The organism is Kribbella sp. NPDC031520 (genome assembly GCF_055580825.1).
Window position 1 is genome coordinate 381,612 of sequence record NZ_JBVIKS010000001.1, and the last position, 16,109, is coordinate 397,720.

The window sequence follows — 16,109 nt, forward strand, 5'->3', positions numbered from 1 at the left end:
AACGTTTCCTAATGGTGATCTGAGCCTGCAACACCCAGCCCCTCGTGGACCGTCCTAGGGCGGTAACCACGAGAGAGGGGCTGGGTGATGGGGCGGATCAGGGCAGTGGCTGCCGCGGTGGTCGTGGTCGGGGTGTTGGGGCTCGCTGGGTGTGGGGCGTCCAACAACCAGCACGAGAGCAGCGGCACGAGTGGCGCGGCCAAGCAGGACTCCGGAGCGGCGGTCTCCAAACCGCAGGCACCCGCGGTCGGGCAGTCAGCAGGAACGGCGGGGCAAGGAAAGTCGGCAGGTCAGACCGGCGACGACCCGACGATCACGCGGGCGATCATCAAGACCGGCTCGCTGACCGTCGAAGGGGACGACGTGTCCGCGATGCGTCAGAAGGCTGTCACCGCGATCGCCGGACTCGACGGACAGGTGGCGTCCGAGGACACCGGCAGCGGCCCGGACGGCAACATCACCCAGTCCAACCTGGTACTCAAGGTCCCCACCAAGTCCTTCGAGACCGCCATCGACCAACTCTCGGAGCTGGGTAAACGCCTCCAGATCCACCAGGATTCAGAGGACGTCACCGAGCAGGTGGTCGACGTGGCCAGCCGCGTCGAGTCCCAACGAGCCAGCCTCGACCGCATGCGCGTACTGATGACAAAAGCCAACACCATCAGCGACATCGTCTCGGTAGAAAGCGAGCTCACCCGCCGCGAGGCCGACCTGGAAGCTCTGCTGGCCAAGCAGAAGGACCTCGCCCTGCAGACCGACCTGGCAACCCTCACGCTGACTCTCACCCAAAAGGGCAAGCCCCCGGTGAAAACAGAGCCCAAGAAGGACACAGGCTTCCTGGCAGGCCTCAAGGGCGGCTGGCACGCCTTCACTGCGGTCTTCTCCGGCCTGGCGACCGCCCTCGGCGCACTACTCCCCTTCATCATCCTGCTGGCGATCATCGTCCTGCCGCTCTGGCGCTTCCGCCACAAGCTGCGCAGGCAACCAGCTGGTCAGTGAAGCAAGGCGTCGGCCAACGCCCGGTACGCTTTCGCGCCGGGCGAGGCCGGCGCCGTGCTCAGTACGGTCTCCCCGATCGCCGGCGCCTCCGCGAACCGGATCGACTTCGGGATCGCCGGCTGCAGCACGTCCAGCGAGTACGTGTCCGCGATCGTCTCCAGGACGGCGCGCGCATGCGTCGTACGTCCGTCGTACAGCGTCGGAAGCACCCCGAGTACCTGCAGTCCCGGGTTGGTCAGCCGCTGTACGTCGTGCACGGTGTCAAGTAGTTGCCCTACGCCACGATGCGCCAACGTCTCGCACTGCAAGGGAATCAGTACGTCGGACGCCGCGGACAGACCGTTCACGGTGAGCAGCCCGAGCGTCGGCGGGCAGTCCACGAGGATCCAGTCGTACGACGTCCGCAGCGGGCGCAGGGCCGTACGCAGGACCTGTTCCGGCCCGCTCTCCCGGGCCAGCTGCACCTCGGCGGTGGCGAGCGCGATCGTCGCGGGCAGCAGGTCCGGCGCGTCCTCGAACTCGATCAGTACGTCGCGGGCGCGGACGCCGCCGAGCAGCACGTGGTGGACAGACTTGTCCAGGTCCTCGGGGTCGATGCCGACCGAGAACGTCAGACAGGCCTGGGGGTCGAGGTCGACCAGCAGCACCCGCTGGCCGCGCTCGGCCAGGGCTGCACCAAGGGTGGCGACGGTGGTCGTCTTGGCCACGCCGCCCTTCTGATTGGCGACCGCGAGAGTGCGAGGCACCCGGCCATTGTGCCGTACCAAGCGACGGTGCCTGCCACCTGTGGTCCGGGCGAGCGGTTACCCTCTTTACTTGTGAGTACGCCGCGTACGTTGACGCTGCCCGACGGGGTGCACCCCGAGACCCTCGAGACCGAGCGGGGCGCGTTCGCCACGCTGACCGCCGTACCCTCCATCGGTACGCCGCTGGGTACCGTGCTGCTAGTTCCGGGATGGACGGGCAGCAAGGAGGACTTCACGCCGCTCGTCGACCACCTGTGCCGGTACGGGTGGCGTACGGTCGCCGTGGATCAGCGCGGGCAGTACGAGACCGCCGGTCCGGCCGACAAGACCGCGTACTCGCTGGCAGAGCTCGGCAAGGACGTAGTAGCGATGAGCAAGGCGCTCGGCGGCTACAGCCAGCTCGTCGGGCACTCGTTCGGTGGACTGGTCGCGCGTGAGGCCGTACTGACCGACCCGTCGGTGTTCTCGTCGATCAGCCTGATGTGCTCTGGCCCTGCGGCGTTCGCCGACGAGGCGACGGTGCAGAGCCTGCAGATGCTCGCGTTCGGTCTGGAGAACCTCCCGATCGAGCAGGTGTACGACCTGAAGCTGGACCACGACAGCAAGGCTCCCGGGTACGTCGCACCACCGTCGGACGTGGCGTCGTTCCTGCGGAAGCGGTTCACCAGCAACGTACCGACGAGCCTGGCCGAGATCACCCGTCGGCTGACGGACGCCGAGGACAAGACGGAGCAGCTCGCCAAGGCCGGCGTACGCGCACAGGTGCTGTACGGCGAGACCGACGACGGCTGGCCGATCGAGGCGCAGCAGGCGATGGCGGCCGTACTCGGCGTCGAGGCGGAGGTCGTCCCCGACGCCGGCCACTCACCGGCGATCGACCAGCCCGCGAAGACCGCCCGCATGCTCGTCGACTTCTTCCACGACTACCCGAACTTCCGGACGGTCTGAGCGCTAGCCGGCCGGTTTCACGACCGGCATGATCTCCAGGTCGTCCAGGCCGATCGGGGCGAAGGCCGTCCGGACCTGCGGGGTGTACGCGATCACGGAGATCTTCGCGCGGCCGCCGTCCGGGTCCGAGCCACCGGCGCCCAGAATGCCGAGCGCCTTGTTGCTCAGGAGTCCGTAGACCGCCTTGACGATCCGGGTGTTGTCGGCGCGACTCAGCAGCACCGGGACGACGCACAGGTTCCCGCTGTACACCTTCTCGAACGCCAGCCGGAGCGCCGCAAGGTCACCGTGCGCGACACCGACCATGATCACCACCGGGGCGTTGCGCGACATACCGTTCGGATAGTGGATGACCGGGCCGAAGATCTGGTCCGCGTGCGCCGCGAGGAACGCGGTCACGGCCGGCGAGTTGATGTTGCTCGGCTTCGACACCCAGCCCCCGGCCGGTGCCGCGCACGGCAGCTTCGGGAACATCCACCGTACCGGTGCGTCCGGCGGAGTCTGCTCCTGTACCTCGATCGAGCGGTCGCCCCAGATCCCGGTCAGCTTCGCGCGGCCGGTCCGGACGCCCTTCGTCGTCTTCGGGTCGCTGAGCCGGTCCAGATCCACCCCGTGCAACGTCACCGCGAACTCCGGTGCGCAGGTCGGAGCTGGTTCCTGTCCCGGCGGGTAGCCGACCTCGGGCCCGCCCTCGACCGTGCAGAACACGGGTGTCTTTCCTGGTGCCGCGATCACCAGACCACTCGCCTGGACCCGGTCTCCCGGGTTCACCAGGAGGGACTGGTTGCTGGTGGTTTGACCTAACGACTGCGGGGTCGCCCCGCCCTTCGCCTTGTCCGGGCCGCTCGTGCTGCTTGCGGTGGGCGTGTTGTGGTTCGGGAGTACGGCGAGAGTGGCGGCGGCGATCAGGGCGACGGTTGCGGCGGCCAGCGCTGGGATCCAGCTCTTCCGTTTGCCGTGGACGATGTGCTCGAGGTCCGGCTCGGGCGGTGGTTCCTGGTCGGCGCGCCAGCGGGCGCCGGCACGGCGGAGCAGGTCGTCCATCTCGTCAACGGGGTTCATCGCACAGCCTCCACGTTCATTCGCTGACTTCCAGGACGACCCGGAGCCGGGCCCGGGCGTCGGACAGCGTCGACTTCACGGTGCCCTCGGAGCACCCCATCACCGCGGCCGTCTCGGCGATCGACAGGTCGGCGAAGTAGTAGCAATCCACCGCGAGCCGCTGCCGCGCCGGCAACGCCTGGACGGCATCCTCGACGTCCATCCGGGCGTCCAGATCCGGGCGGCGGCTTTCGTCGTCCGGGAGGAGTACGAGGCCGCGATGGGTACGGCGTACCGCCTTGCGGGCCTGATCCGCGGTGATCGCCAGCAGCCAGGCGGACGGCGTACCGCGCGATTCGTCGTACTGCGACCGCTTGGCCCAGGCTCGCGCGAGTGCCTCCTGTACGACGTCGTCCCGGTCCGCGCCCACGGCGAGCCGCCCAGCCAACCGCGCCATCGCCCGCAGATGCGGCCGCACCCAGTCGACGAACGCACGCTCGTCCCCCGGCGGCCCCTGCACCCCGACCGCCGGCTCACCCGTCATCGTCGGCATACCTTCTCTACCCCCGCTCCACCCCATCCGGTTGGGTCCCTACCCGCATCTCAACGACCCCACCACCCCAACGTCACCCCACCACCCCATTCCGTAACCCACCCGAGTTATCCACAGATCCAAATTCCCACCCCACCGCCCCCACCGAACTCCCTACGGTCGAAGAACGACAGTTCCAGGGAGAACCACATGCCGCCCACCTGCGCCGCCCTCCAACAGGCCTTCGAGGCCTCCCGCCCCCTCAACTGGGGCGACAAACCACCCTCCACCGCCGAGATCACCCGGCGTCACGGCGCGCGAGCCACCCAACGAAGCCTCGAACTACTCGAACAAGCCGCCACCGTCGAGCCAACCGTGACCGACCAGTTCCTCAACTCCCTCCCAACCGGCACCACGCCCTACCAACTGGACCGCCGGGTAAAGTCCCCGGAGTCCCTGGCCCGCAAACTCGTGGACTGGCAGGCGGCCGACTCGAGTCGCCCGATCGACGACCTGCTGCGCTACACCGTGCTGACCGAGAATCCAGATGAGCTGGTCGCGGCGGCACGACGTACGGTCGATGCGCTGAACGATCACGACTGGCGGGTCCGAACGGCAATGCACTCGTACACCGATGGTTCGAGGTACAAGGGCATTCACGCCGGAATGATCATCGACGGGTGTCCTCGCGTCGAGGTCCAGTTCCACTCGGCCCCGTCGGCGAAGGTCAAGGAGGCGACGACTCCGTGGTACGAGGTCGAGCGGAGCGCGACCGCCACGCTCGAGGAACGTGCCGAAGCACGGCGTCAGTGCGCCGAGGCCTCGAAGGGGTTGAAGGCCCCGGACGGGATCAACAAGTTGACCGAACTGGGCGGAACCCGCGTCGCCGTCAACAACTACAGTGACTCCAGGCAGAACGCTGCGGACACTCGGCGCAGCAAGGCACCCAGCGAGCAGCGGATGCCACGCTCGACAACTCTCGACAAGAAGACTGGTGGGATCGCGCGATGAGGCTCTACTTGGTGACGCAAGACGAGCGCCTGGTATGGGTGGCCGCGTTGGCTCACGAGGTGATGTACACGTACGTGGCGAACACCGGGAAGTTTCACAACAACAATGCCTTACGCAACGACTTCTACATGGTCCGGAACTTCACCTACGAAGAGATCGGAACCGCCGAGGCGCGGCGGCTGATCGCGCAGGGCGTCGGCACCCTGAACGACACGGACCACCCCGACGCCCTTGCCAAGTGGCGCTCCGACCCGAATCCACTCGCCCCGGCCGACGTACTCTCGATGGCCGCCGGCTCCAACGAGTAGATGCCACGATTGTTCTTGGTCAAGGATGGGGACGTGGAGTTGTGGGTGGCTGCGTTGGTGGAGGAAGACATCTGGACTTATGTGGGGAACACCGGGAAGTTCCACTACAACGACGGCGCGCGGCATGACTACTACTTCCTCAACGGGATGCAGTACGTCGACATCGGTATCGCGGAGGCGAAACGGCTGATCCGGGCCGGCGTCGGTACCGTCGACGAGGAGGAGCTTCCGGACGCTGTACGGCGGTGGCGGGAAGACTCGAAGGGGATGGACCCAGAGGTCGTCTTCGCCTCGATGGCCGCGGATCTCGCCTAGCGTCTCAGGGTGGGTGATACTGCCAGCCGATAGCTTGGTGGGGTGGAGTGGATCTCTCGGGGTTGTTTTCCGACACCTGTGGTGATGACTTCGTCGTCGCAGCGCAAAGAAGGACTGGGCCGATGATCACCGCCCGGAGTTTTCCGATGCCGGATCTGCTGAAGCGGACCAACAATCCGGCGGCGTGGGATCAGCTCGCCGGGTTCGCCCAGGTGCAGGCGGCCGAGGCTAATGCAGCACTGGAGTTGCTGGCCGATCGGCTCGCGACGGCCGAGAGTGCGGGGGATCGGGCCGCGGCGTTCGAGGCGGCGTTCCGGCACGTGAGCGAATGGCGTTACCAGGTGGCCGCGGCGGGGCGCTGGACCCGGCCGGCCAGTGAGGTCGAGGAGTTCCGCACCGCGATCGAGCCTGGCAACTCAATGCCGTACACGGTCACGCCGGCCGCGAGTCGGTTCGAGCCCGGGTCGCCCGCCCTCCTGCTGCGCAGGGAACTGGAGCAGGTCGCACTCGGCCGGCTGATGGACCACTCCGAGCTGCAGAACGTCGTGACGCTGCGGGACGGCCGGGCGATCAACGGCAACCGGTTGAACCGGTCGATCTACGCCTACATCGTCACGGCGGAGACCGCGACGTTCGCGGACCGGGAACTGCTGCGGCAGGCCTCGTTCGAGACGCTCGCCGAGTTGGAGACGCAGCGTGCCGACGAGGGCCGGCTGGATCCGCACGACCCGGAACTGCGGGGAAAGTTCACCGATGCCGCCTACTTCCTGACCCAGGCGCCCGAGATGAAGCGCGGCAGTGATGCGATCATGCGCACGTTCCTGGTGGCCGCCCACACCCGAGTGTTCGACGCGGCACCGGTGTTGCCGCAGGCAATCGACCTGGACGGGATGGTTCGCGGGCAGGAGACGTTCAACCAAGTGATGCAGGACCAGCTGCGCGTGATCCTACCGGCCAATGAATCGGGGCCAGCGGCAACCGAATCGGACAGGGCTCGGCATGACCCCGCCGTACGCCGATCCGGTGGAATCGCCCGTTAGTAGAGTCACCGGATATGGGTGCTGAGCGGATCACGGCGCGGAGTTTTCCGACGCCGGATGTGCTGAAGTGGAGCAACAATCCGGCGGCGTGGGATCAGCTTGCCGGGTTCGCTCAGGTTCAGGCGGCCGAGGCTAATGCGGCGCTGGAGTTGCTGGCCGAGCGGCTCGCGACGGCTGACAGTGCGGGGGATCGGGCGGCGGCGTTCGAGGCGGCGTTCCGGCACGTGAGCGCGTGGCGGTACCAGGTGGCCGCGGGCGGGCGCTGGCCCCGGCCCACCAGTGAGGTCGAGGAGTTCCGCACCGCGATCGCGCCCGGCATCTCGATGCGCTACCCGATCACACCGCCGGCGGATGCGTTCGAGCCCACGTCGCCCGCCGTCCTGCTGCTCACGGAACTGAACCAGGTTGCCATCGGCCGGCTGATGGGCCACTCCGTGCTGCAGAACATCGTGACGCTGCGGGACGGCCGGACGATCAACGGCAACCGGTTGACCCGGTCGATCTACCACTTCACCGTCACGACAGAGACCGCGACGTTCGCGGACCGGGAAGTGCTACGGCAGGCCTCGTTCGAGACGCTCGCTGAGTTGGAGGCGCAGCGTGCTGACGAGGGCCGGTTGGATCCGCACGACCCCGAGCTGCGGCAGAAGTTCATCGATGCCGCCTACTTCCTGATCCAGGCGCCCGAGATGGAGCGCGGCAGTGATGCGATCATGCGCACGTTCCTGGTGGCGGCGCACACCCGGGTGTTCGACGTGGCGCCGGTGTTGCCGCAGGCAATCGACCTGGACGGGATGGTCCGCGGGCAGGAGGCGTTCAACCAGGTGATGCGGGAGCAGTTGCGGATCCCGGCACCGCCGGCCGACCGGCCCGTCGTCGACGCAGGCACCGAGCGAATGGCGCCGAAGGCGCTGAACCGCGGCGGTGGACTGGCCCGTGGCTGAGCGGCCCGGTCAGGTGGCGGGCGTGTAGAGCTGGGTGATGACGGACTCGATGGTTGGTTCGGAGATGGACAGGTCGACGAGGGGGTAGTTCGCGGCCAGTTGGGTGAGCAGGGGCGCGGCGCTGGTTGTGGTGGGGAAGGTCAGGTGCTGGCGGGGGCCGTCGACCTTCACGACCGTGGCGCCGGTGATGTCGATGGGCGGCAGGGACGTCGCCAGGTCGACTACCAGGGTGCGGGGCGCGGATTGGCCGGCTTTGAGTTGGTCCAGGGTGCCGTCGAAGATTTGGTGGCCGTGGTCTATGACCATGACCCGGGTGCAGAGGGCTTCGATGTCGTCGAGGTCGTGGGTGGTGAGGATGATGGTGGTACGGCGGTTCGCGTTCACCTCGGCCAGGAACTCGCGGAGCCGGGCCTTGCTGATCACGTCGAGGCCGATCGTTGGTTCGTCCAAGTAGACGATCTCGGGGTCGTGCAGCAGGGCGGCCGCGATGTCGCCGCGCATCCTTTGCCCCAGCGAGAGTTGCCGGACGGGGACGTCGAGCAGGTCGCCCAGGTCCAGCAGTTCGACGAAGGTGGCCAGGTTCTCGCGGTGCCGTTCCAGCGGTACGCCGTACATCTTCTGCAGGACGGCGAACGAGTCCTTCAGCGGGAGGTCCCACCACAGCGTCGTACGTTGACCGAAGACGACTCCGATGCGTTTCGCGAGCTTCAGGCGATGACGCGACGGGTCGACGCCGGCGACCCGGATCGTGCCGCCGGACGGGACCAGGATGCCGGTCAGCATCTTGATCGTGGTGGACTTCCCGGCTCCGTTCGGGCCGATGTAGCCGACGACTTCCCCGCGTTCGACGGTGAACGACAACCCGTCGACCGCCCGCACTTCCCGGCTGGTACGGCGGAACCCGGTGCGCGAACGCACCGTGAAGGATCGCGTCACGTCGGACAACTCGATGACAGACACAGCTCAGCTCCCTGTACTGCGATAGCGACGAAGACCGGCCCGCCACGCGAGCGACGCCACTGCGACCATGAGTGCGGCCACCACCGGCGACAGCACCCCGATCCAGGACGGCAACCCGAGCGGCGCCGGCTTACCCAGTACGAAGAGCACCGGGTAGTAGTTGACAAAGGCAAGTGGTACGACGAACGTCACGGCCCGCACGATCTCCTTGCCGAAGACCGTCAGCGGGAACTGGGTCAGCGCCTGCCCGCCGTACGTGACCGAGTTCGCCAGCTCCGCGGAGTCGATCGCGACGAACTGGAACGCAGCACCGACTACGAACAGCGCCCCGAAGATCACCGATCCGGTGATCAGCGCGACCACCAGCATGATGCCGCGGGCAACCGTCCAGTCGATGTCGACCTTGCTCAGGGCAAACACCAGGACGGTACCGGCCTGCAACGGGCGACCGAGCCGGCGCAGCGCGAACCCGTCGGCGGCCGCCTGCAGGAACGCCGGCACCGGCCGGATCAGGTACGCGTCGAACGCCCCGGTCCGGATCCGCTCGCCGACCCGTTCGATCGAACCCGTGAGCAGGTCGGCCATCCCCAGTGCGGTCGAGGACGTTGCGTAGAGCAACGCCATCTCGCCGAACGAGAACCCTCCGAACGCGGTGATGTGGCTGAACATGATCAGCACCGCGACGAAGTCGGTCAGGGTGACCAGCGTCGAGCCGACCAGCATCAGCACGAACGACGCCGGGTACGCCAGCACCGACCGGATCCACATCACGATCAGCAGCCAGTACTGCGCCGGCGCCCTCAACACACGCTCAACCACCTTGGATCACCACCTTCCGGGTCGCCAGGGTGGTGGCGAGTTGGCCGGCCAGTACCAGCACGAGCAGCCATCCGAACTGGAACAGCAGCGCCGCGCCGGTGCCGCCCGGGTTCCGCCCGAGCCAGATGTCGATCGGCACCTGCATGGTCGCGGCCCACGGCGTCGCGCGGGCGATCACGCCGAGCCAGCCCGGGAACGCGACCAGTGGCAGGATCGTCCCGGCGAAGAACAGGGACAGCACCAGCGCGAGCTGCTCCATCCCACGCGAGTCGGTGATCCAGAACCCGGACAGCGCGACCAGGTACCGGATCGCGAAGCTGACCATGATCCCGAGCACCAGCCCGAGGGCGACCAGCGGCCAGAGGGCCACGCTTGAAGGGAACTTGAGGTCGAAGACCAGTGCACCAACGAGTAGCGGCGCCCCGCCGCGGGCGAGCAGTTCGAACGTCGCCCGCCCGAGGTCGACCGACAACCACCACAGCAACAGCTGCGTCGGCCGGTACAGGTCGACCGCGATCGCGCCGCTGCGGACCCGCTCCCCCAGCTCGTTCGTCGTGGTCGCGCCGAAGATCCCGACCGGCACCAGCAACCCCTGCTGCAACCAGACGAACGTCAGCGCGTCCGGTACGTCGTACCCGCCGAGCCCGGGCCGCTCGCGCCAGAGCGTCAGGTACACGCCGCAGAGGATGAACCCGAAGACCGTGTTGGTGAAGATGCCCGACACGGTGGCGATCCGGTACGTCGAGAACCGCCGGAAGGACCGTACGGCGATCGCCCAGTAGACACCCACCACTACCTCCTCTCGCACACGCAAAGCACGGAAAGGTGGTGTCCGACAGGCACAGCGGCACGCGGAACCGCCCCGAATCCAAGAGGACCCGGGGGTTCGGACACCACTGTGAAGGCATGGTCGAACCACGCCGATTGTCAAAGGCAGAAGTGGGACGGTACGCCGCCGTACGAGCAACCGTCAACACGAATAACCGGTCCGGGCGCGGGACCCCTCAGACCCGCGCCCGGACCGGTGCCCGGGGAAAGCTACAGCGTGTCGGTCTTCAGCAGATGGGCGAGGTGGGTGGCGAACGGCGCCGGGCGGCTGGAGTATCCGCCGTGGCCGCCCGGGAACATCACCACCGGCCAGCCGAGGTGGTCCGCGATGATCTCGACCGGCCGAGCCGGCAGATGCGCGTACGACTCCAGCCCGGCCGCCGGCACCACCCGATCCGCAACGCGTTTCAGGGCTGACAGATCCGGGACGTACCGGGTGAACGGCAGCAGCTTGTGCTCGTAGAAGTTGGCCGCGTTCGCCTGCATCCGCTCGGCCAGCTCGCGGTACTCCGGCAGCAGGTCCTCCAGCGGCGGCATCGCGTCCCGGTCCATCCCGGTGCCCATCATGAACACCACATCGGCCGCGGTCAGCCCGTCCTGGTGGTACGTGCTGTAGACCTCCTCGAAGAACGCGCGCGCGTCGGCGGCGTCCGGGAGTACCTCGGTGCACGGCGGCTCGTGCGCGACCAGCAACCGTACGCGGTCCGGGTACCGGGTGATCAGCTCGAGCCCGGTGATGGCGCCGGAGCTGCTGCCGAAGACGTACGCCGGTTCGTCCCCAGCGACCGCGTCGATCAAAGCGAGCGCGTCCGCGGCCGACTGCTCGACGGACTCGTCCGCCGGGTCGCCGTCGTACCCGCTGCGGGAGTTGCCGCGTGGGTCGTACGTGACGACCGTGTACTCCGCCGCAAGCTGTCCGACGATCCCGCAGTACACGCCCGCGTCGGTCCCGTCACCGGCGATCAGCAGCAGCACCGGCCCGGAGCCGGCGACCTCGTAGTGCAGCACGGCCCCCGGAACCGCCAGCTTGTTCACAGTCTTCGCACCCATCAGGCGAGCCCCTTTCATCCACCCTCAGGCTCACCCAACCCGCTGGCACCGCACGCACACGGCGCTGGCACGCCTGTCAGCTGACGTCCTCCAGCGGGATCGCGGCAGGCTCGTCGAGACCGGCCCACGGATCGCGGGTCGGGGCCTCGCGGCGCCCCTGCGGGCAGATCTTGGCGAAGTCGCACCAGCCGCACAGCGGCGAGGGCTCCGGCGGAAACGCCTCGTCGGCCTCGGCGGGCGTGAGGCCTTCGGCCCAGCGTGCCTCGGCGGCGGCCGCGTCGTCGGCCATCGACTCGGCGCGCTTCTGGTGCCGGGCGAGCGACGCCTCGTCGTGGTCCGCCGCCGCGACGGTGTTGGTCGGCAGGTGGTGCAGCTCGACGCGGGTGCACGGTTTGTGCAGCACGCGGCGGGCGCCGAGTACGTACAGCGCCATCGCGAGCGAGGACCGTGCGTCGGTCGAGGTCAGCGGGCGGCGGCCGGTCTTGTAGTCGACGATCGCGAGCTCGGTACCGCCGCTGCCGTCGCGGGCCGGGCGTTCGTCGATCCGGTCGACCCGGCCGCGCAGCGACGCCCGCGCCGTGGTGAAGGCGACGGTACGTTCGACCCCGCGCGGTTCGTAGTACGGATCGGAGTCGCGCAGGTACCCGAGGACCATTTCGGTCGAGCGTTCCCGCCAGTCGAGCGACTGCTGCTCGTCGCGGAACCCTTCGCTGCGCCAGCTCGAACGCATCTTCGCGACCACCTCGTCCGGGGTACGGCGGGAGGCGGGCCAGCGGCCGAAGAAGTCCGCGAGCACCTCGTGAACGATCGCGCCGACCGTGTTGTGCGCCCACGGCGGACCCTTCGGCGGCCGCGGCGTCTCGAGGTAGGTATAGCGGTACTTGCGTTTGCAGTCGGCGAACGTGAGCAGCTTCGTCGGCGTCGCCACGAACAATCGGGTGGGCATTCCAGGAAGCACGATCAACCTGCCCGGATGAAGTCGCGGACCGCGCCGGCCACCAGCTGTACGGCGATCGCGCTCAGCAGCAGACCGGCGATCCGGGTGATCAGGAGGACGCCGTTCTCGCCGAGGATCCGCATGATGATGCCGGAGAAGCGCAGCGTCAGCCACATCACCAGGTGGATCGCGACGATCCCGGCCGAGATCGCAACCACGTCCGGCAACGATCCGTTCGCGCGCTGCACGAACACCATCGTCGCGACGATCGCGCCGGGGCCTGCGAGCAGCGGCGTACCGAGTGGAACGAAGGCGATGTTCACGTTCTTGGTCTGAACCGGGTCCTCGGCGGTGTCGGTCAGCAACTGCAGCGCGATCAGCAGGAGCAGCAGACCGCCCGCGCACTGCAGCGCGGGGAGCGTGATGCCGAGGTGCTTGAGGATCTGCTGCCCGAACGCGGCGAACACCACGATCACGCCGAACGCGACCAGCACCGCCTGCCAGGCCGCCTTCTTCCGGACGGCGCGGGACTGCCCCGCGGTCAGCGAGATGAACAGCGGCACGGTGCCCGGCGGGTCCATGATCACGAACAGCGTGACGAAGACCGAGCTGAACAGGCCCGCGTTGATGACGCTGTTCACGGGAGGTAGGCCTCTGGTACTGCGGCATCGTCGGAGGCGGCGGCGTTGGCCTTGGCGATCTCGAGCAACCGGTCGAACTGCTCGGGCTCGGTACTGTTCACGCCGAGGTCGTGGTCGATCTTGCCGAGACCGTGGTGGTCGCTGGAGCCGGTGTAGATGATGCCGAGGTTCCGCGCGATCGCGCGCAGCGCCTCCCGGGACTCCGGCGAGTGGTCCTGATGGTCGACCTCGATCCCCGCCAGCCCGTGGTCGTCGACCAGCCGGCCGAGGGTCTCCTCGGTCATCACCTTGTAGCTCGACCGGCCCCACGGGTGCGCGATCACCGGTACGCCGCCAGCCGCACGTACCAGGTCGATCGCGTGCCCCGGCTCGAGAGCGTAGTGCGGGACGTGCCCGGCGCGGCCGTCGGCGAGGTACTTGTCGAAGGCCTCGCTCCGGTTCGCGACCGTGCCGTTCGCGACCAGGGCGTCGGCCACGTGCGGGCGGCCGACCGACGGCGTACCGGTCGCCTGGGCGAGCACCTCGTCGACGGTGAGCGGTACGCCGATGCTGTTCAGCCGGGCGACGATCGTCGGGATCCGGTCGGTACGGCCCTCGCGGACGATCTGCAGGTCGCTCGCGAGCGGCGGGTACGACGGATCGGGCAGGTAGCCGAGCAGGTGGACGCTGATCCCGTTCAGCTTGCAGGAGATCTCCAGGCCCGGCACGAACCCGATCCCGAGCTCCTCCGCGGCCCGCCTGCCCTCCACCCAGCCGTCGGCGGTGTCGTGGTCGGTGAGCGCGATCACGTCCAGCCCCGCCTCGTGCGCATGCCGGATCAGGACGTCCACCGGGTCGGTGCCGTCCGAACGGTTCGAGTGGGTGTGCAGGTCGATGCGCACGAGCTGGCCTAGTCCCTTCGCCGGGTCATCTGTCACCGCTGATGCTATCCGCGTTCACCCGTCTGCCCTGGCACTTATGCACAGACGCTCTATCCTCGGGGTGCATGGAGCGCGTCGACTGTGTGGGTGCCCTGGTGTACGACGAGCAGCACCGGCTTCTGGTCGTCCGGCGGGCCAACGAGCCGGGCCGTGGTCTGTGGTCGATCCCGGGCGGCCGGGTCGAACCCGGCGAGGACGACCCGTCGGCGGTCGCCCGCGAGGTCGCGGAGGAGACCGGTCTGACCGTCGCCGTCGGTGCGTTGGTCGGTGAGGTCGAGCGGCCGGGTCCGCGCGGACAGCTGTACGTGATCCGCGACTACGAGGCGACGGCGGTCGGCGGGACGTTGACGCCAGGTGACGACGCGACGGACGCACGCTTCGTCACCCGCTCGGAGATCACAGCCCTGCCGACGACGACCTTGCTCGTTTCCACGTTGGACCAGTGGAACGCACTGCCTGGTTAGCAGGCGCTGAGGGGGACGTTGCCCGCGGCGAAGGCTTTCGGGGTGACGTGCATCAGCGCGCGGAAGTCCGCGATGAGGTGCGACTGGTCGGAGTACCCGGCGTACGCCGCCGTGTCGGCCCACGACCTGCCCTGCCCGAGCACGCTACGTACACGGCTGATCCGGGCGAAATGCTTGGGCGAGACCCCGACCGCCTGCCGGAACACCCGCCGCAGATACCGCTCACTCACTCCCAGCTTGGAGGCGGCCTCATCCACCCGCCGCTCCGTCAGGTCCGTCGCTGCGGTGCGGACGAGGTTGAGGCGGCTCGGAAGGCGCGGCGGCAGCCGGGCGACGAGGTAGTCATGGAGCATGTCCGCTGCTCGCTCGAGGTCGTCGCGGTGGGTGACGAGGCGTTCGGCGAGGTCGGTTGCCGAACGCCCGCACAGGTCGGGAAGCGGTACGACCCGGTCGACCAGGTCGTCCGGCTCCGTGCCGAGTAGGGGGATGACGCCGCCGGGGCGGATTCGGAGGCGTAGGCAGACCGGTAGTTCCTTCGTTGCGTGGTACGTCGCCTTGGTGCGCGGGCCTGCGACCAGTACGTCGCTCTCGCCGGCGGGCGTCATCCGCCAGACCACCGTGGTTGCCGGATCCGGCGCGAGGACGGTGATCGGCGTCGTCGCCGGCGTCAGGGTGACGGTCTCGATCCACGGGTGCACGGCTTCGAGCGTAGCCGTCTGCCGGCGGGTTCCGTAGTACCGAAAGTTCCTATCCCGGGGGTTCACGAGGCGATCAGAGTGGCGGCATGATTCTCGTTACCGGTGCGACCGGCACCATCGGCAGTGAGCTCGTCCGGCAGTTGGTTGCCCGCAGCATCCCGTTCCGCGGGATGACGCGCAGGCCGCACGACTCCTTCGTACAGGCGGACTTCGACGACCCCGAATCGTTGCGAAAGGCAATCGACGGGGCGGAGACGGTGTTCCTCCTCACCGCGCCCGGCCCGTGGGTCCCGGCGCACGACCAGGCCTTGGTGGACGCCGCTCGCGAAACCGGCGTACAGAAGATCGTCAAGTTATCGGCCATCGGGACGACGGAAGACACGCCCGGGAGCTGGCATGCCGCCGGTGAACGCGCCGTCCGGGAGAGCGGCCTGGCGTGGACGATCCTCCGCCCGGCCGGATTCGCGTCGAACGTACTGCGCTGGCTGCCGGCGATCCGCGACGGCCAGCCGATCCCCAACCAGACAGGTCTCGGCCGGCACGCGTTCGTGGACCCGCGAGACGTCGCCGCGGTCGCCGTGGAGGCACTCGTTTCCGACCACCACGACCAGATCTATACGCTGACAGGCCCCGAACTGCTGAGCGTTCCGGACCAAGCCGCCGTGTTGTCCGAGGTACTTGGGTCCCAGCTGACCGTGGTCGACGTACCACTCGACACCTATGCGCAGCAGCTACGGCAGGCGGGGCTGGACGAGGCGGTCGTGTCGGTCGCGCTGCGGGGTGCGGAGTTGATCCGGTCGGGCGGCGAGCAGACTGTGACGGACGACGTCGAGCGCGCACTCGGCCGGCCGGCGCATACCTTCGAGGAATGGGCTCGCGCCTACTTCACCTGAGCGCCAGACTGGCCG

The 16,109-nt window shown here is 68.3% G+C and carries 20 protein-coding genes; 9 read left to right on the forward strand and 11 right to left on the reverse strand.

All coding sequences use genetic code 11. From position 1 onward, the window contains the following. Positions 1-87 precede the first annotated feature (87 nt). Complete coding sequence (locus ACZ5BU_RS01785; protein ID WP_465694746.1) at positions 88-999, forward strand: DUF4349 domain-containing protein; 912 nt, start codon at positions 88-90, stop codon at positions 997-999. On the opposite strand, the gene ACZ5BU_RS01790 is transcribed toward ACZ5BU_RS01785, so the two are convergent. Further along, positions 993-1,745, reverse strand: coding sequence for a ParA family protein (locus tag ACZ5BU_RS01790; protein WP_465694747.1), 753 nt, complete (start codon positions 1,743-1,745; stop codon positions 993-995). The genes ACZ5BU_RS01785 and ACZ5BU_RS01790 overlap by 7 nt on opposite strands. Positions 1,746-1,817: 72 nt before the next feature. On the opposite strand from ACZ5BU_RS01790, the gene ACZ5BU_RS01795 reads away from it, so the two are divergent. Then, the gene (locus ACZ5BU_RS01795) at positions 1,818-2,693 is read left to right on the forward strand and encodes an alpha/beta fold hydrolase (protein ID WP_465694749.1); all 876 of its coding nucleotides are present in this window, start codon (positions 1,818-1,820) and stop codon (positions 2,691-2,693) included. Between the two features lie 3 nt (positions 2,694-2,696). Here the strand turns inward: ACZ5BU_RS01795 and ACZ5BU_RS01800 are convergent, their stop codons facing one another. Both ACZ5BU_RS01800 and ACZ5BU_RS01805 read right to left on the reverse strand, forming a co-directional pair. Beyond that, the gene (locus ACZ5BU_RS01800) at positions 2,697-3,755 is read right to left on the reverse strand and encodes a hypothetical protein (RefSeq protein WP_465694750.1); all 1,059 of its coding nucleotides are present in this window, start codon (positions 3,753-3,755) and stop codon (positions 2,697-2,699) included. A gap of 16 nt (positions 3,756-3,771) precedes the next feature. Continuing rightward, entirely contained in the window at positions 3,772-4,278 is a 507-nt protein-coding gene (locus ACZ5BU_RS01805) for an RNA polymerase sigma factor (RefSeq protein ID WP_465694751.1), read from the reverse strand. Positions 4,279-4,476: 198 nt separating this feature from the next. Here ACZ5BU_RS01805 and ACZ5BU_RS01810 point away from each other — a divergent pair, with 198 nt between their 5' ends. The 5 genes from ACZ5BU_RS01810 (at position 4,477) to ACZ5BU_RS01830 (ending at position 7,884) form a co-directional block, all read left to right on the forward strand. Further along, on the forward strand, positions 4,477-5,277 hold the full coding sequence (locus tag ACZ5BU_RS01810; protein WP_465694752.1) for a hypothetical protein: 801 nt from the start codon (positions 4,477-4,479) through the stop codon (positions 5,275-5,277). After that, positions 5,274-5,585, forward strand: a complete 312-nt coding sequence (locus tag ACZ5BU_RS01815; protein WP_465694754.1) for a hypothetical protein — start codon at positions 5,274-5,276, stop codon at positions 5,583-5,585. Before ACZ5BU_RS01810 ends, ACZ5BU_RS01815 begins: the two co-directional genes overlap by 4 nt. Positions 5,586-5,618: 33 nt before the next feature. Beyond that, positions 5,619-5,900 (forward strand): hypothetical protein, encoded by a 282-nt coding sequence (locus ACZ5BU_RS01820; RefSeq protein ID WP_465694755.1) that lies wholly within the window; start codon positions 5,619-5,621, stop codon positions 5,898-5,900. Between the two features lie 122 nt (positions 5,901-6,022). Then, entirely contained in the window at positions 6,023-6,940 is a 918-nt protein-coding gene (locus ACZ5BU_RS01825; protein ID WP_465694756.1) for a hypothetical protein, read from the forward strand. A gap of 14 nt (positions 6,941-6,954) precedes the next feature. Then, on the forward strand, positions 6,955-7,884 hold the full coding sequence (locus tag ACZ5BU_RS01830; RefSeq protein WP_465694758.1) for a hypothetical protein: 930 nt from the start codon (positions 6,955-6,957) through the stop codon (positions 7,882-7,884). 9 nt (positions 7,885-7,893) lie between these two features. Here the strand turns inward: ACZ5BU_RS01830 and ACZ5BU_RS01835 are convergent, their stop codons facing one another. From ACZ5BU_RS01835 to ACZ5BU_RS01865, 7 genes are all read right to left on the reverse strand, one after another. Beyond that, positions 7,894-8,844 carry an ABC transporter ATP-binding protein gene (locus tag ACZ5BU_RS01835; protein WP_465694759.1) on the reverse strand — a complete coding sequence of 317 codons (951 nt, stop codon included), beginning with the start codon at positions 8,842-8,844 and terminating at the stop codon, positions 7,894-7,896. 3 nt (positions 8,845-8,847) lie between these two features. After that, positions 8,848-9,663 carry an ABC transporter permease gene (locus tag ACZ5BU_RS01840; RefSeq protein WP_465694760.1) on the reverse strand — a complete coding sequence of 272 codons (816 nt, stop codon included), beginning with the start codon at positions 9,661-9,663 and terminating at the stop codon, positions 8,848-8,850. Next, positions 9,656-10,453: an ABC transporter permease gene (locus ACZ5BU_RS01845; RefSeq protein WP_465694762.1), complete on the reverse strand. Its 798-nt coding sequence runs from the start codon at positions 10,451-10,453 to the stop codon at positions 9,656-9,658. Before ACZ5BU_RS01845 ends, ACZ5BU_RS01840 begins: the two co-directional genes overlap by 8 nt. Positions 10,454-10,701: 248 nt before the next feature. After that, positions 10,702-11,541 (reverse strand): alpha/beta fold hydrolase, encoded by an 840-nt coding sequence (locus ACZ5BU_RS01850; RefSeq protein WP_465694763.1) that lies wholly within the window; start codon positions 11,539-11,541, stop codon positions 10,702-10,704. A 76-nt stretch (positions 11,542-11,617) separates the two neighbouring features. Continuing rightward, entirely contained in the window at positions 11,618-12,487 is an 870-nt protein-coding gene (locus ACZ5BU_RS01855) for a RecB family exonuclease (protein ID WP_465694764.1), read from the reverse strand. Positions 12,488-12,501: 14 nt separating this feature from the next. Beyond that, positions 12,502-13,119 (reverse strand): MarC family protein, encoded by a 618-nt coding sequence (locus tag ACZ5BU_RS01860; protein ID WP_465694766.1) that lies wholly within the window; start codon positions 13,117-13,119, stop codon positions 12,502-12,504. Next, entirely contained in the window at positions 13,116-14,036 is a 921-nt protein-coding gene (locus ACZ5BU_RS01865) for a PHP domain-containing protein (protein ID WP_465694767.1), read from the reverse strand. The genes ACZ5BU_RS01860 and ACZ5BU_RS01865 overlap by 4 nt, the downstream gene beginning before the upstream one ends. A gap of 68 nt (positions 14,037-14,104) precedes the next feature. Here ACZ5BU_RS01865 and ACZ5BU_RS01870 point away from each other — a divergent pair, with 68 nt between their 5' ends. Then, a complete protein-coding gene (locus ACZ5BU_RS01870) occupies positions 14,105-14,503 on the forward strand; it encodes an NUDIX hydrolase (protein WP_465694768.1) in 399 nt (132 codons plus the stop codon). Here the strand turns inward: ACZ5BU_RS01870 and ACZ5BU_RS01875 are convergent. Continuing rightward, the gene (locus tag ACZ5BU_RS01875) at positions 14,500-15,201 is read right to left on the reverse strand and encodes a helix-turn-helix domain-containing protein (RefSeq protein ID WP_465694770.1); all 702 of its coding nucleotides are present in this window, start codon (positions 15,199-15,201) and stop codon (positions 14,500-14,502) included. The two genes, ACZ5BU_RS01870 and ACZ5BU_RS01875, sit on opposite strands and share 4 nt — an antisense overlap. 86 nt (positions 15,202-15,287) lie before the next feature. Between ACZ5BU_RS01875 and ACZ5BU_RS01880 the strand changes: the two genes are divergently transcribed. After that, positions 15,288-16,094, forward strand: a complete 807-nt coding sequence (locus ACZ5BU_RS01880; RefSeq protein WP_465694771.1) for an NAD(P)H-binding protein — start codon at positions 15,288-15,290, stop codon at positions 16,092-16,094. Positions 16,095-16,109 lie beyond the last annotated feature (15 nt).